Below are 14,309 nucleotides of genomic sequence, written 5' to 3'. Positions count from 1 at the left end.
CGCCTTCCTCCCACGACACGAGGGGCGGCCGGAACTCTCCGGCCGCCCCTCGCCCGTGTGTTCCCCCGGATCAGTTCCGCGGCAGACGCGGGAACCGGCGCTTGTCCTCCGCCCCGCGCTCGGCCTCCTCGGCCTTGGCGACGGCGGCGTACTGGTCGACGTACTCCTGGCCGGACAGCGTGAGGATGGCGTACATGATCTCGTCGGTGACGGCGCGCAGCACCGCCTTCTCGTTCTCCATCCCCTCGTAGCGCGAGAAGTCCAGCGGTTCGCCGAAGCGGATCACCACGGGGCGGATCCGCGGGACGACCTTGCCGGGCGGCTGCGCCTCGAACGTGCCGATCATCGCGCAGGGAACCACCGGGACGCCCGCCCTGAGGGCCATCACCGCGACGCCCACCTTGCCCTTGTAGAGGCGTCCGTCGTGCGAGCGCGTGCCCTCCGGGTAGATGCCGAGCAGTTCCCCCTTGCTCAGCACCCCGAGCCCCTCGCGGATGGCGGCCTGCCCGGCCTCCTTGCCGGAGCGGTCGACGGGGATCTGTCCCGCGCTGCGGAAGAAGAACGCCGTCAGCCGGCCCTTGAGGCCGGGACCGGTGAAGTACTCGGCCTTGGCGAGGAAGGTGATGCGCCGTTTGAGGACGGCCGGCATCAGGAAGTGGTCCGAGAACGACAGGTGGTTGCCCGCGACGATGGCGGCGCCGGACGACGGAACATGCGCCAGGCCTTCTATGCGTGGCCGGAAGGTCAGTCTCAGCAGCGGGCCCAGCAGCACGTATTTGAGCAGGTAGTAGAACAAAAGCACGCTCCTCGACTCTGACGAACGGGCAGTGCCGCCGCGTTCCAGCAGGTCGTCCGGCACGTCGTGAGGTGCCAGTCTAGGACCGCGCGGCACGGCCCGGCACCACGTTCGGCGCGAGAGGAACGGACCGGCCGGACGTCCGGACCGGCCGGAGGACGGGCTCCGGGGAGTAGGCTCCCCGGCATGCGGATCTCCGTCTCCTCCGACATGGACGAACCCGTGGCCCGTGCCCTCCTCGCCGAACTGCGCGACCGCGGCCACGAGGTGAGCGCGCACGGCGCGCTGAGCCCCGGGGACGATCCGCAGTGGGCGGTCTGCTCGGCGGCGGCGGCGCGTGAGGTGGCCGACGGAACGGCCGATCAGGCGGTGGTGTGCTGCTGGACCGGCACGGGCGCCTCGATCGCCGCCAACAAGGTGCCCGGCGTGCGCGCCGCCCTGTGCACGGACGCCTACACGGCGGACGGGGCGCGCCGCTGGAACGACGCCAACGTCCTGGCGCTCAGCCTGCGGCTGACGTCCGCGCCGCTGCTCGGCGAGATCCTCGACGCCTGGTTCGCGGCCACGCCCAGCGACGACCCGGCGGACCGGCGCAACGTGGAACGCACGGCACGCCTCGACCGCACCCGCGCGGGTTCCTGACCCCGGCGGCCGGCGCCGGTCGCCGGCCACCGCCTCACTCCGACGGCGCGGTCAGTGCCTGCTCCGCCCAGATGATCTTCCCGTCGGGGACGAACCGCGTACCCCACCGCTGTGTCAGCTGGGAGACCAGCAGCAGTCCACGCCCGCCCTCGTCCATCGCGCGGGGATGACGCAGATGCGGCGCGGTGGGGCCACCGTCGAGGACCTCGCAGAACAGCGCGCGCTCACGGATCAGCCGCAGCGTGACCGGCCCGGTGGCGTGCCGGATCGCGTTGGTGACCAATTCGCTGACCAGCAGCTCCGTGGTGAAGGCCAGCTCCTCCAGCCCCCATCGGGCCAGTTGCCGGGCGGTGGCCCTGCGTGCCTCGGCCACCACGGCCGGATCCACCGGCAGCTCGCGGACCGCGACCTGTTCCGGCGCGAGACGCCTGGTACGGGCCAGCAGCAGGGCCACGTCGTCGTACGGACGGGCCGGGACCAGCGCGTCGACGACGGCCCGGCACCCCAGCTCAAGGTCGGCCGGCGCCCCGGCCAGCGCCCGCCGCAGCCGCTCCCGGTCCGCGTCGACGGACCAGGAGTCCCCACGGGCGAGCAGACCGTCCGTGTGCAGCGCGAGCGTGCTGCCCTCGGCCAGGGTCAGCTCCACCGCCTCGAACGGCGGGCCGCCCACACCGAGCGGGGGGCCCTGCGGGAGGTCGACGAAGGTCACCGTGCCGTCCGGTGCCACCACGGCGGGCGCGGGGTGACCGGCGGCGGCCATCGCGCACCGGCCGTCCACCGGGTCGTACACGACGTACAGGCAGCCGGCCCCCAGCGACCGGCCAGGGTCGTCGTCCCCGGGCTCCGCCTCGCCCTCGCCCTCCTCCCGCTCCGACCGGGAGACCAGGTCGTCCAGGTGGGCGAGCACCTCCTCGGGCGGCAGATCGATCGCGGCCAGCGTCCGTACGGCCGTGCGCAGCCGTCCCATGGCCGCGGCGGCGTCGATGCCGTGCCCCGGTACCTCGCCGACGACCAGGGCGACGCGGGCGCCCGACAGCGGGACGAGGTCGTACCAGTCGCCGCCGAGACCGGTCAGCTCGTCGGCCGGGCGGTAGCACGCGGACACCTCGACGGCGTCCTGTGCGGGCAGCCGGCGGGGGAGCAGGCTGCGCTGGAGGGCGAGCGCCGCGTCCCGCTCACGGGTGTAGCGCCGGGCGTTGTCCACACTGACGGCGGCGCGGGAGACGAGGTCCTCCGCGAGACTGAGGTCGTCCGCGTCGAACGGGTTCTCGCGGCGGCGACGGAAGAAGGTGGTGACGCCCAGGGTGACGCCCCGGGCCCGGATCGGGACGATCATCACGCTCTGCAGCCCCAGCTCCAGGAAGGTGTGCGCCCGGTCGCCCGGCGTGACGGCGGCCCACTCCAGGGCGAGCGGGTCGAGCTGCTCCTGACGCCAGGGCCGGCCCGTGGTCAGGCAGCGCACGGGCGGGGAGTCCGCCAGATAGGGCACGACCGCACCGGTGTCGACGGCCGTCCGCGGCAGGTCCTCGTAGGCCGAGCGGTGGCCCGCCCGGCGCAGGGGCACCCGGTCCCGGTCGCCGACGGGGCCCGGCGGGGGTTCGGCGCCGCGCAGCACCGTCTCCAGCAGGTCCACGGTGACGAAGTCCGCGAGGCCCGGCACGGCGACGTCCGCCAGTTCCTGCGCGGTGCTCGTGATGTCGAGGGAGCGGCCGATGTGCCCGCCGGCCCGGTCGAGCAGGGCGAGGCGCTGCCGGGCACGGTGCCAATCGGTGACGTCCACGACCGTGTAGTACAGGCCGATCGGGCGGCCCCGCTCGTCGTCGAGGCGGGTGAACGAGAGCATATGCGCGGTCTCGCGCAGCGGTGCCGACCGTACGCGGCCGACGTGCTCGTAGCCGACCACCTGCTCGCCGGTCTCCAGCACGTGCCGCATCCGCGCCTCGACGGCCTCGGCGTCCATGCCCGGCTGGACGTCGGCGTGCCGCAGACCCAGCCGTCGCTCCGCCGGGCCGCCGCCGAACTGCTCGAGCGCGGCGTTGGACCACACGAAGCGCAGGTCCGTGTCCATGATCGCGATGCCGATCGGCGACCCGGCGACCATCCGCTCCAGCACGGTGCGGCTCATGTCCCAGCCGGCCGAACCGGCCGCCCCGGACAGCAGCACCAGCAGCGACGTCCGGCCCCTCGGCTCCACGGCCGGCGTGACCCGCACCATCACCGCGACCGGGCGCCCGTCCCGGTGCAGCGCCGTCATCAGCCCCGCCCAGTCCCCTCCCGAACGGCACCGCTCGACCAGGTCCGGCACCCGCTCGGCGTCGTCGGAGACCAGCAGCTCGGAGAACTTCCGCCCCAGCACCTCCTGCGCGCCGTACCCCAGCATCCGCTCGGCGTGACCGGTCCAGCTCGTCACCATGCCGTGCGGGTCGAGCAACAGGGGAGCGGCGTCGGCCACGTCGTACCCCTGCCGGGCAGCGTCCTGCTCGTTGTGTCCGCCCACGGCCGACCTCTCTGTCGCTGAGAGTGGTCTACCACCTCTTGTCCCCATCTTCACCCTTGTGGGGAGCGAGGGCTTGCCGGGCGGGGCAGGGCGATGCGGTGCCCGGCCGGCGGGTGGACCGGCCGGGCACCGCACCGGGTGTCTCAGGCGTGCGCGGTGAGCACCTTCTCCAGGGTGCGCAGGGCGCCCTGAAGCTCCTCCGCCGTGATGGTCAGGGGCGGGGCAAGCCGGATGGTGGAGCCGTGGGTGTCCTTGACCAGGACGCCCTCGCGCATGAGGCGCTCGCTGATCTCGCGGCCGGTGCCGATCGCCGGGTCCACGTCCACGCCCGCCCACAGGCCACGGGAACGGAAGCCGACGACGCCCTTGCCGACCAGCGCCTGAAGGCCCTCGCGCAGCACCTCGCCCAGGTCCGCCGCCCGGCGCTGGAACTCACCCGTCTCCAGCAGTTCCACCACCGCCGTGCCGACCGCCGCGGCCAGCGGGTTGCCGCCGAAGGTCGACCCGTGCTCACCGGGGTGCAGCACCTGCAGCACCTCCCGCCGGGCCACCACCGCCGACACCGGGACGATACCGCCGCCCAGCGCCTTGCCGAGCAGGACCACGTCCGGGACGACCGACTCGTGGTCGACGGCGAGGGTGCGGCCCGTGCGGCCGAGGCCCGACTGGATCTCGTCCGCGACGAACAGGCAGCCCTCGCGGCGGGTCAGTTCCCGCACGCCGGCGAGGTAGCCGTCGTCCGGGACGATCACACCCGCCTCGCCCTGCACCGGCTCGATCAGCACCGCCGCCGTCGTCTCGTCGACCGCCGCCTCCAGCGCCGCGAGATCGTTGTACGGGACGACGCGGAAGCCCGGGGTGAAGGGGCCGAACCCGGCGCGGGCCACCTCGTCCGTCGAGAAGCTCACGATCGTCGTCGTGCGGCCGTGGAAGTTGTCCGCGGCCACCACGATCGTGGCCCGGTCGGCCGGGACGCCCTTCACGTCGTAGGCCCACTTGCGGGCCACCTTCACACCGCTCTCCACCGCCTCCGCACCGGTGTTCATCGGCAGCACCATGTCCAGCCCGGTCAGGGCGGCCAGGCGCTCCGCGAACTCGGCGAGCCGGTCGTTGTGGAACGCGCGCGAGGTCAGGGTGAGCCGGTCGAGCTGGCGGTGCGCCGCCTCGATCAGCGCGGGATGCCGGTGACCGAAGTTGAGCGCCGAGTAGCCGGCCAGCATGTCGAGGTACCGCCGGCCCTCCACGTCCTCCACCCAGGTGCCCTCCGCGCGGGAGACGACCACGGGCAGCGGATGGTAGTTGTGCGCGAGGACCGGCTCCTCCGCGCCGATCAACTCGGCGGACGTACGCGCGGGGACGACAGAGGTCATGAGCGGATCTCCTGAGTGCAGCACTTGATGCCCCCGCCCGCCTTGTGGAACTCGGACAGGTCGACGGGGACGGGAACGTAACCGCGGTCGGCGAGCCGGCCGGCGAGGGCCGTCGCCTCCGGCGCGATGAAGACGTGGCGCCCGTCGGAGACGGAGTTCAGGCCGAACGCCATCGCGTCCTCACGCGTCGCGATCACCGCGTCGGGATACAGCCGTCCGAGCACCTCGCGGCTGCCCGGTGAGAACGCGTCGGGGTAGTACGCGATGTTCTCGTCGTCCAGGACGAACAGCGCCGTGTCCAGGTGGTAGAAGTACGGGTCGACCAGGGTCAGGCCGATCACCGGAACGCCGAAGAACTCCTGCACCTCGCGGTGCGCCTCCCGGGTGGTGCGGAACCCGGTGCCGGCGAGGATCCAGCGCCCGGCGGGCACCAGGTCGCCCTCGCCCTCGCACACCGACTCGGGATGCTGGACCTCGAATCCCTCGGACTTGAACCACGCCTCGTACGGAACGGACTCCGGGCGCCGCTCCGGCGCGGAGAAGAGGGAGCCGAAGACACGGCCCTCCACGACGACCGCCGCGTTCGCGGCGAACACCATGTCGGGCAGTCCGGGCTCGGGGTTCACGGTCTCCACGGTATGGCCGTGGTCGCGGTAGACGCCGATCAGCGTCCGCCACTGGCGCTGGGCGAGGGAGACGTCGACGGGAAGGTCGGGGTGCATCCAGGGGTTGATCGCGTACCGGACGGCGAAGTGTCTGGGTTCGCAGACGAGGTATCGCCGCCGGCGCGCCACACGGGATCCGGGCACAGAGGGGTTCCTCCGCTTCCATGCGGTGCCGACAGGGGGTGCCTCCACGGTAGGAAGCGACCGGGACGGACGACAAGGAACGAGAGCTGCGCGTTCACGCAGGATCACTGCGTGTTCACGCCGCTCAGCGCACGTCTGATGCGCCGTCCGGCGCGGGCTGGGTCACTCCCGCCTCAGGACTGTCGGGCAGCAGGTGGGACAGCACCATCACGCTGATCGTCTTGCGGATGAACGGCTCCTGGCGGATGCGCTCCAGCACCTCCTCGAAGTGCTCCACGTCCCGCGCCCGCACGTGCAGCAGCGCGTCCGCGCCCCCGGTCACCGTCATGGCGGCGGCGATCTCCGGATGGTTGCGCACCACCTCCGCCAGCCGCCGGGGCGGCGCAGCCCCCTCGCAGTACACCTCGACGTACGCCTCCGTGCGCCAGCCCAGCGCCGACGGCCGCACCGTCGCCGTGAACCCGGTGATCACCCCGGTCTCGCGCAACCGGTCCACCCGGCGCTTGACCGCGGTCGACGACAGCCCGATGGCCGCGCCGATCTCCGCGAAGGACGTCCTGGCGTTCGCCATCAGAGCGGTGACGATCTTCCGGTCGAGCTCGTCGAACGCCGTGGGCCTGCTGTTCATGCGGGCACTGTATCCAGCGGCGTCCGCTCGCCCCCGCCACCGCGGGACCGTCGGCGCACCGGCGGGTGAGCCGCGCCCGGTACGTGTCCAGACGTGGAAATCACCCCTACACTCCACCTTCATGCTGCGCGCCCTCGCCGTCGACGACGAACGTCCCTCGCTGGAGGAACTGCTGTACCTGCTGAACGCCGACCCGCGCATCGGCAGCGCCGAGGGCGCGGGGGACGCCACCGAGGCGCTGCGCCGCATCAACCGCGCCCTCGAATCGGGACCCGACGGGCCCGAGGCCATCGACGTCGTCTTCCTCGACATCCAGATGCCCGGCCTCGACGGCCTCGACCTCGCCCGGCTGCTCAGCGGGTTCGCCCGGCCGCCGCTCGTCGTGTTCGTCACCGCCCACGAGGACTTCGCCGTCCAGGCCTTCGACCTCAAGGCCGTCGACTACGTGCTCAAACCGGTCCGCAAGGAACGGCTGGCCGAGGCCGTCCGCCGCGCCGCCGCCCAGCGCGGCACCGCCCCGCGCATCCCCGTGCACGAACCCGATCCCGACCACATGGCCGTCGAGCTCGGCGGCGTCACCCGGTTCGTGGCCGTCGACGACATCACCCATGTCGAGGCCCAGGGCGACTATGCCCGCCTGCACACCGACCGGGGCAGCCACCTCGTGCGCATCCCGCTGTCCACGCTGGAGGAGCGCTGGCGCTCCCGCGGATTCGTCCGCATCCACCGACGCCACCTGGTCGCCCTGCGCCACATCGGCGAGCTCCGGCTCGGCGCGGGCACCGTGAGCGTCCTGATCGGCGCCGAGGAACTCCAGGTCAGCCGACGGCACGCCCGTGAGCTGCGGGACCTGCTGATGCGCCGGACCACGAGCTAGACAGGGGGAGCACGCATGCCCCAGGACCCGATGGAACGCCGCGTGGTCGTCACCGGACCGCCCCGCCGCACCCGCCGCGCCTCCGGCTACTACCGCCCGCGCACCGAGATCGACGAGCAGACCACCCTCGGGCACACCTACGTGCGCTCCTTGATGCGCACCCAGCTCCGCGCCGGTCTCACCGTGTTCGCCGTGCTCGTGCTGCTCGTCGGTCCGCTCCCGCTGGTCTTCGCCGCCGCCCCCGACGCCGGCCTGGAGTGGGCGGTGCTCGGCTTCGGCCTCTACCCGCCGCTGGTCCTGCTCGCCCGCTGGTACGTACGCCGCGCCGAACGCAACGAACGCGACTTCGTGCGGCTCGTCGAGGACCGCTGAGACCGGGGACCGGCACCACCGTGAACTCCGCCTACGCCGTCACCGCCGTCGCGCTGGTCGCCCTCGCGACCGTCCTCGTCGGCGCCTTCGGCCTGCGCATATCCCGCACCACCTCCGACTTCTACGTCGCCTCACGCACCGTCGGCCCCCGCCTCAACGCCGCCGCCATCAGCGGCGAGTACCTGTCCGCCGCCTCCTTCCTCGGCATCGCGGGGCTCGTCCTGGTCCAGGGGCCGGACATGCTGTGGTACCCGGTCGGCTACACCGCGGGCTATCTGGTCCTGCTGCTGTTCGTCGCCGCCCCGCTGCGCCGCTCCGGCGCCTACACCCTGCCCGACTTCGCCGAGGCCCGGCTCGCCTCGCACGCCGTGCGGCGGCTCGCGGGCGGCCTTGTCGTCGGCGTCGGCTGGCTGTACCTGCTGCCCCAGCTCCAGGGCGCCGGGCTCACCCTGACCGTTCTCACCGGCGCCCCCGACTGGCTCGGTGGGGTGATCGTCGCCGTCGTGGTGACCGTCATCGTCGCCGCGGGCGGCATGCGCAGCATCACCTTCGTCCAGGCCTTCCAGTACTGGCTGAAACTGACCGCCCTGCTCGTCCCCGCCCTCTTCCTCGTCCTCGCCTGGCAGAGCGACGGCGCGCCCAGCCACGCCTTCGACGAACCCGCCGCCTTCCGCGAACAGCGGGTGGTCCGCGTCGACGACACCGTCGACCTGCGGCTCGCCGAGCCCCTCACCGTGACGGTGGACGGCACCGTCGACGGCCGCGCGCACGACGGCACCGACGTCAGCCTGCCCGCCGGCACCCACCGCATCGACGGCGGTACGCGGCTCACCTTCGCCGAGGGCACCGCCGTTCCCTCGGCCGGGCGCGGCGCCGACGACGCGCTGTCGCCCTCCCGCGCGGAGTCGCGCGAGGAACGCCCGCTGTACGCCACGTACGGCCTGATCCTCGCCACCTTCTTCGGCACCATGGGGCTGCCGCACGTCGTCGTCCGCTTCTACACCAGCCCGCACGGCGTCGCCGCCCGCCGCACCACCGTCGCCGTCCTCGGCCTGATCGGCGCCTGGTACCTGCTGCCGCCGGTCTACGGCGCCCTGGGCCGGCTGTACGCCCCCGACCTGACCCTCACCGGCCACGCGGACGCCGCCGTCCTGCTGCTGCCCGGCCGGATGATCGGCGGAACGGGCGGCGACCTCCTCGGCGCGCTCGTCGCCGGGGGCGCCTTCGCGGCGTTCCTGTCGACGGCCTCCGGACTCACCATGGCCGTCGCGGGCGTGCTCACCCAGGACGTGCTCCCCTCTCGGGGCGTGCGGCACTTCCGGCTGGGCACCGTGTTCGCGATGGCCGTCCCGCTCGCCGCGAGCGTCCTGGTCGGCGGACTGCCGGTGGCCGACGCCGTGGGGCTGGCCTTCGCCGTGTCGGCGTCCTCGTTCTGCCCGCTGCTCGTCCTCGGCATCTGGTGGCGCAGGCTCACCCCGCCGGGCGCGGCCGCCGGGATGCTGGTGGGCGGCGGCTCCGCGTTCCTCGCCGTCGCCGCGACCATGGCCGGCTACCCGGGCGCGGGGCCCTGGCACGCCCTGCTCGCCTGGCCCGCGCTGTGGTCGGTGCCGCTGGGCTTCCTCACCATGATCCTGGTGTCCCTGGCCACGCCCGGCCGGGTACCGCCCGGGACGGCTGCGGTGCTGGCCCGCTTCCACCTGCCCGAGGAACTGCGCACGGAGGTGTCCGCATGAGCGGCTTCCTCGCCGGTCTGCTCGTCGCCGTGCTGCCTCTCCTGGCGGCCGGATTCTGGCTCGGCCGGCGCACCGCGCGGCCCACCAGCCTGGCCGGACTCGGCACCCCCGTCGAACACGCCACCTTCGAGACCCTGCACACCGCCTCCCTGGCCACACCGCCGCTCCGCGCGGGCCTGACGGAGGAGACCGCCGGGAAGTCCGCCCGCAAACTGCGCTCGCTGCTGGGCACGGACGCCCTGTGCCTCACCGACCGCGAACAGGTCCTCGTCTGGGACGGTGCCGGCGCCCACCACCGCACGGAGATCATGGAACGCCTGAGCGGCCCTCTCGACACCGGCCGCGGCGAGGCCTTCCCGCTCACCTGCGACACCCCCGACTGCGCCGTGCGCTGGGCCGTGGTCGCCCCGCTCACCGTCGACGACCGGGTGCACGGCGCGCTCGTCGCCTGCGCGCCCCGCGAGTCCGCCGTCCTGGTGCGGGCCGCGGGCGAGGTCGCCCGGTGGGTGTCCGTCCAGCTCGAACTGGCCGACCTCGACCAGTCCCGCACCCGCCTCATCGAGGCCGAGATCAGGGCCCTGCGGGCGCAGATCTCGCCCCACTTCATCTTCAACTCGCTGGCCGTGATCGCCTCGTTCGTGCGCACCGACCCCGAGCGCGCCCGCGAGCTGCTGCTGGAGTTCGCCGACTTCACCCGGTACTCGTTCCGCCGGCACGGTGACTTCACCACGCTCGCCGACGAGCTCCACGCCATCGACCACTATCTGGCACTGGTCCGGGCACGCTTCGGCGACCGCCTCTCCGTCACCCTGCAGATCGCCCCCGAGGTGCTGCCGGTCGCGCTGCCCTTCCTCTGTCTCCAGCCGCTGGTCGAGAACGCCGTCAAGCACGGCCTGGAGGGCAAGGCCGACAAGTGCCACATCCAGATCACCGCGCAGGACGCCGGCGCCGAGGCCCTCGTGGTGATCGAGGACGACGGCGCGGGGATGGACCCCGGCCTGCTGCGCCGCATCCTGGCCCGTGAGGCCAGCCCCACCGGCGGCATCGGGCTGTCCAACGTCGACGACCGGCTCCGCCAGGTCTACGGCGACGACCACGGCCTCGTCATCGAGACGGCCGTGGGTGCCGGCATGAAGATCACCGTCCGGCTGCCGAAGTACCAGCCGGGCGTCCACCTGACGGGGCGGCTCACCCCGAAGTGAGGCCGGGCCGCCCCGGACGCTTCTCAGGTGCTGCGGGTGGCCACCATCCCGAGCGTGATCAGGCCGAGGACGACCCAGCCGAACCACAGCCAGCCGTTGCTCCCGAGCGCCACCGTGTACGCCGTCACGGCGACCAGGGCGCCCACGGTGAGCACTCCCATGGTCTTCGTCGAGGTGGAACCGTTCGTGGTACCGGGCATCGCAACACCCTCCTCATGACTCGGCTCCCCCCATGGTGCCCGAATCAGTGCCTTCAGTTCCCGTGTGCGTGCAGCGAGGCCAGATAGGCGTTGTACGCCTCGAGCTCCTTGTCGCCGTCCCGGTCGGCCGCGCGGTCCTCGCGCTTCGCCTGCCGCTGGTCGGAGGCGTACCACTGGAACAGCAGGGCGATCAGCACCAGGACGGAGGGGACCTCGCTGAACGCCCAGGCGATGCCGCCGGCCGCGTTCTGGTCGGACAGCGCGTCGACGGCGAGTGAGGCGGGCGGATTGTCGAACGTCGTGACCATCGGCGTCGACGCCATCATCAGGGCGATACCGAAGAACGCGTGGAACGGCATGCCCGCGAACAGCTCCAGCATCCGCATCAGATAGCCCGGCCGGTGCGGACCCGGGTCCACACCCATGATCGGCCAGAAGAAGACCAGGCCGACGGCGAGGAAATGCACCATCATCGCGATGTGCCCGACCCGGGAGCCCATCAGGAAGTCGAACAGCGGGGTGAAGTACAGGCCGTACAGGCTCGCGATGAACATCGGAATGGTGAACACCGGGTGGGTGATGATCCGCATGTAACGGCTGTGCAGCAGCATCAGCAGCAGTTCACGCGGCCCCTTGCGGCCGCGCCCGGCCGGCGGCAGCGCCCGCAGGGCCAGGGTGATCGGGGCACCGAGGAGGATCAGGATCGGCGACACCATGCTGATCACCATGTGCTGCACCATGTGCACGCTGAACATGACCATGCCGTAGTCGTTCAGCTTGGTGCACATCATGAGCCCGATGCTCAGCACACCGGCGGCGAACGCGACGGTCCGTCCCACCGGCCACTTGTCGCCGCGCCGCGTCAGCCGGACCACGCCCCAGCCGTACAGCGCCAGCCCCAGCAGGCACGCGACGAGGAAGAAGGGGTCCGCCGACCAGGCGAGCCCCCGCCCCAGCGTGAACGGCGGCAGATCCATGGTCATACCGTGCCCGCTGTGATCCATCCGCCGGCTCCCGTTTCGTGCAGGTTGTACGCGATCCGTCCGCACTCAGAGTACGGCCGGCCCCGGCCACACCTGTGACCGGGGTCGGGGAGCACCCTCAGGGGCGCGGGGAACCGCGCGACAGGCCCGCGCACGGCCCGCGGACGCCGACGGCAGACGTCGACGAACCCGGGGGACCGGGCTCCTACCGGCGCAGCGCACTCACAGCACGCACTCCGCCTCCGCGTACCGGGAGTCCGGCACCGTCTTCAGCGTCTCGACCGCCTCCGCGAGGGAGACCATCACGATGTCGGTACCACGCAGCGCGGTCATCCGCCCGAACTCGCCCCGGTGCACCGCCTCCACCGCGTGCCACCCGAACCGCGTGGCCAGGACCCGGTCGTACGCCGTCGGCGTCCCGCCGCGCTGCACGTGCCCCAGGATCACCGGCCGCGCCTCCTTCCCGAGCCGGGACTCCAGCTCGAGGGAGAGCTGCCGGGCGATCCCGGCGAACCGCTCGTGGCCGTACACGTCCTTGCCGCCCTCGTCGAAGTCCATGGTGCCGGCCTTCGGCTTGGCACCTTCCGCGGCGACCACGATCGCGAACCGCTTCCCGGCCGAGAACCGCTCGCCGACCTTCGTGGTCAGCTCGTCGATGTCGAAGGGCCGCTCGGGCACGACGATGGCGTGCGCGCCGGCCGCCATGCCGGAGTGCAGCGCGATCCAGCCCGTGTGCCGGCCCATGACCTCCACGATCAGCACGCGCTGATGGGACTCGGCGGTGGTCTTCAGCCGGTCCAGGGCCTCGGTCGCCACCCCGACGGCGGTGTCGAACCCGAAGGTGACGTCGGTGACGGCGATGTCGTTGTCGATGGTCTTCGGCACACCGACTATCGGCAGGCCGTTGTCGGACAGCAGCCGGGCGGCCTTGAGCGTGCCCTCACCGCCGATCGGGATGATGGCGTCCAGGCCCAGGTCCCGGACGTGCCCCCTGGCCCGCTCCACACCGTCCCGCAGATGCTCGGGGCGCACCCGGGAGGAGCCGAGGATGGTGCCGCCGCGGGCGAGGATGCCGCTCACCGCGTCGAGGTCGAGCTTGAGGTAGTCGCACTCCAGGAGGCCCTTCCACCCGTCGCGGAAGCCGATGACCTCGTCGCCGTGGTCGACGACGGCGCGGTGCACGACGGACCGGATGACGGCGTTCAGGCCGGGGCAGTCGCCACCGGACGTGAGGACACCAATGCGCATAGCCCGAAACAACCTTCTCGATGAGGGCCGGGACCGGACCGCGCTGTCCGGCTCGATCCCCGCCACCCTAGCGGCATCGGGGGGCGGGGCCGCACCTCGCGTCCGCCTGCTGGACGACCCCGCTCACCTGTGCGGAGCAGCCGTCAGACGGGCCGGCGGGACCCGTCCGCGCCCTGGTGCGCAAGGGGCGCGGGCGCGGGTCCGCGGCCGGTTCAGGCGGGCTGCTGCGCCGCCGCGATGCGCTCGCTGCGCAGCGCCTCGTACCAGTGGTCGTCGGTCGGCGGCAGCGCGTTGACGTCGAGTGCCAGCTTCAGCAGCAGGTCCGCGATCTGCGGGTTGCGGGCCAGCACGGGACCGTGCATGTACGTGCCGAAGACGGTCTCGTTGAACGCGCCCTCCGTGCCGTCCCCGGTGCCGTTGCCGTTGCCGAAGCGGACCTGGGCGAGCGGGCGGGCCGTGGGGCCCAGGTGGGTGACGCCCTGGTGGTTCTCGAACCCGGTCAGCGGGGGCAGCCCCAGCTGCGGATGGATGTCCGCCAGGACGTCGCCCACGCAGCGGGCGCCCTCACCGCGGACCGAGACCACGTCGAGCAGTCCCAGGCCGGGCTCGCGCTGGCCGAGGTCGTTGATGAACTCGTGGCCGAGGATCTGGTAGCCGGCGCACACCGAGAACACGATCGCGCCGTTCTCGACCGCGCGGTGCAGACCGCCGTCCCGGCGCAGCCGCTCGGCGGCCAGCCGCTGCGGACGGTCCTCGCCGCCGCCGATCAGATAGATGTCGCCGGAGGTCGGGATCGGCTGGTCGCTGCGCACGTCGAGCCGTGCCACGTCCAGGCCGCGCTGCCGCGCCCGGCGCTCCACGACGAGCACGTTGCCCTGGTCGCCGTACGTGCTGAGCAGGTCCGGGTAGATCCAGACGACCCGCAGCTGGTTGTCGCTCACTTCAAGTCCCC

General features: G+C 72.7%; 14 protein-coding genes. 5 read left to right on the top strand and 9 right to left on the bottom strand.

What is annotated here, in order from left to right; translation table 11 throughout:
• Window positions 1-70: 70 nt before the first annotated feature.
• A complete protein-coding gene (locus BU52_RS16835) occupies window positions 71-796 on the bottom strand; it encodes a lysophospholipid acyltransferase family protein (protein WP_037934893.1) in 726 nt (241 codons plus the stop codon).
• A 186-nt stretch (window positions 797-982) separates the two neighbouring features.
• On the opposite strand from BU52_RS16835, the gene BU52_RS16830 reads away from it, so the two are divergent.
• Window positions 983-1,438 (top strand): RpiB/LacA/LacB family sugar-phosphate isomerase, encoded by a 456-nt coding sequence (locus BU52_RS16830; RefSeq protein WP_037934890.1) that lies wholly within the window; start codon window positions 983-985, stop codon window positions 1,436-1,438.
• Between the two features lie 34 nt (window positions 1,439-1,472).
• On the opposite strand, the gene BU52_RS16825 is transcribed toward BU52_RS16830, so the two are convergent.
• From BU52_RS16825 to BU52_RS16810, 4 genes are all read right to left on the bottom strand, one after another.
• Window positions 1,473-3,935 (bottom strand): SpoIIE family protein phosphatase, encoded by a 2,463-nt coding sequence (locus BU52_RS16825; protein ID WP_037934887.1) that lies wholly within the window; start codon window positions 3,933-3,935, stop codon window positions 1,473-1,475.
• 143 nt (window positions 3,936-4,078) lie between these two features.
• Window positions 4,079-5,305, bottom strand: coding sequence for an ornithine--oxo-acid transaminase (rocD, locus tag BU52_RS16820; RefSeq protein WP_037934885.1), 1,227 nt, complete (start codon window positions 5,303-5,305; stop codon window positions 4,079-4,081).
• Window positions 5,302-6,114 carry a dimethylargininase gene (ddaH, locus tag BU52_RS16815; protein ID WP_078903287.1) on the bottom strand — a complete coding sequence of 271 codons (813 nt, stop codon included), beginning with the start codon at window positions 6,112-6,114 and terminating at the stop codon, window positions 5,302-5,304. Before ddaH ends, rocD begins: the two co-directional genes overlap by 4 nt.
• 124 nt (window positions 6,115-6,238) lie before the next feature.
• Window positions 6,239-6,742 carry an Lrp/AsnC family transcriptional regulator gene (locus BU52_RS16810; RefSeq protein WP_037934878.1) on the bottom strand — a complete coding sequence of 168 codons (504 nt, stop codon included), beginning with the start codon at window positions 6,740-6,742 and terminating at the stop codon, window positions 6,239-6,241.
• 121 nt (window positions 6,743-6,863) lie between these two features.
• Here BU52_RS16810 and BU52_RS16805 point away from each other — a divergent pair, with 121 nt between their 5' ends.
• The 4 genes from BU52_RS16805 to BU52_RS16790 are packed head-to-tail and all read left to right on the top strand — an operon-like array spanning window position 6,864 to window position 10,926.
• The gene (locus BU52_RS16805; protein WP_037934873.1) at window positions 6,864-7,619 is read left to right on the top strand and encodes a LytR/AlgR family response regulator transcription factor; all 756 of its coding nucleotides are present in this window, start codon (window positions 6,864-6,866) and stop codon (window positions 7,617-7,619) included.
• A gap of 15 nt (window positions 7,620-7,634) precedes the next feature.
• Window positions 7,635-7,991, top strand: coding sequence for a hypothetical protein (locus tag BU52_RS16800; RefSeq protein ID WP_037934870.1), 357 nt, complete (start codon window positions 7,635-7,637; stop codon window positions 7,989-7,991).
• 20 nt (window positions 7,992-8,011) lie between these two features.
• Window positions 8,012-9,724: a sodium/solute symporter gene (locus tag BU52_RS16795; RefSeq protein WP_037934865.1), complete on the top strand. Its 1,713-nt coding sequence runs from the start codon at window positions 8,012-8,014 to the stop codon at window positions 9,722-9,724.
• Window positions 9,721-10,926, top strand: a complete 1,206-nt coding sequence (locus BU52_RS16790) for a sensor histidine kinase (protein WP_037934858.1) — start codon at window positions 9,721-9,723, stop codon at window positions 10,924-10,926. Before BU52_RS16795 ends, BU52_RS16790 begins: the two co-directional genes overlap by 4 nt.
• Window positions 10,927-10,949: 23 nt before the next feature.
• Here BU52_RS16790 and BU52_RS34840 read toward each other — a convergent pair whose 3' ends face one another.
• The 4 genes from BU52_RS34840 to BU52_RS16770 all read right to left on the bottom strand — a co-directional run bounded on the left by BU52_RS34840 (window position 10,950) and on the right by BU52_RS16770 (window position 14,298).
• Window positions 10,950-11,126: a membrane protein gene (locus tag BU52_RS34840; protein WP_037934856.1), complete on the bottom strand. Its 177-nt coding sequence runs from the start codon at window positions 11,124-11,126 to the stop codon at window positions 10,950-10,952.
• A gap of 53 nt (window positions 11,127-11,179) precedes the next feature.
• Window positions 11,180-12,130: a cytochrome c oxidase assembly protein gene (locus BU52_RS16780; protein ID WP_037934854.1), complete on the bottom strand. Its 951-nt coding sequence runs from the start codon at window positions 12,128-12,130 to the stop codon at window positions 11,180-11,182.
• Between the two features lie 201 nt (window positions 12,131-12,331).
• A complete protein-coding gene (locus tag BU52_RS16775) occupies window positions 12,332-13,357 on the bottom strand; it encodes a 6-phosphofructokinase (RefSeq protein WP_037934853.1) in 1,026 nt (341 codons plus the stop codon).
• Between the two features lie 212 nt (window positions 13,358-13,569).
• On the bottom strand, window positions 13,570-14,298 hold the full coding sequence (locus tag BU52_RS16770) for a type 1 glutamine amidotransferase (protein WP_037934852.1): 729 nt from the start codon (window positions 14,296-14,298) through the stop codon (window positions 13,570-13,572).
• Window positions 14,299-14,309: the final 11 nt, after the last annotated feature.

The sequence above is a fragment of the Streptomyces toyocaensis genome (assembly GCF_000725125.1).
GTDB lineage: Bacteria > Actinomycetota > Actinomycetes > Streptomycetales > Streptomycetaceae > Streptomyces > Streptomyces toyocaensis.
The sequence above is the reverse complement of the archived record's forward strand: the minus strand, read 5'-3'. Positions and strand labels throughout refer to the sequence as shown.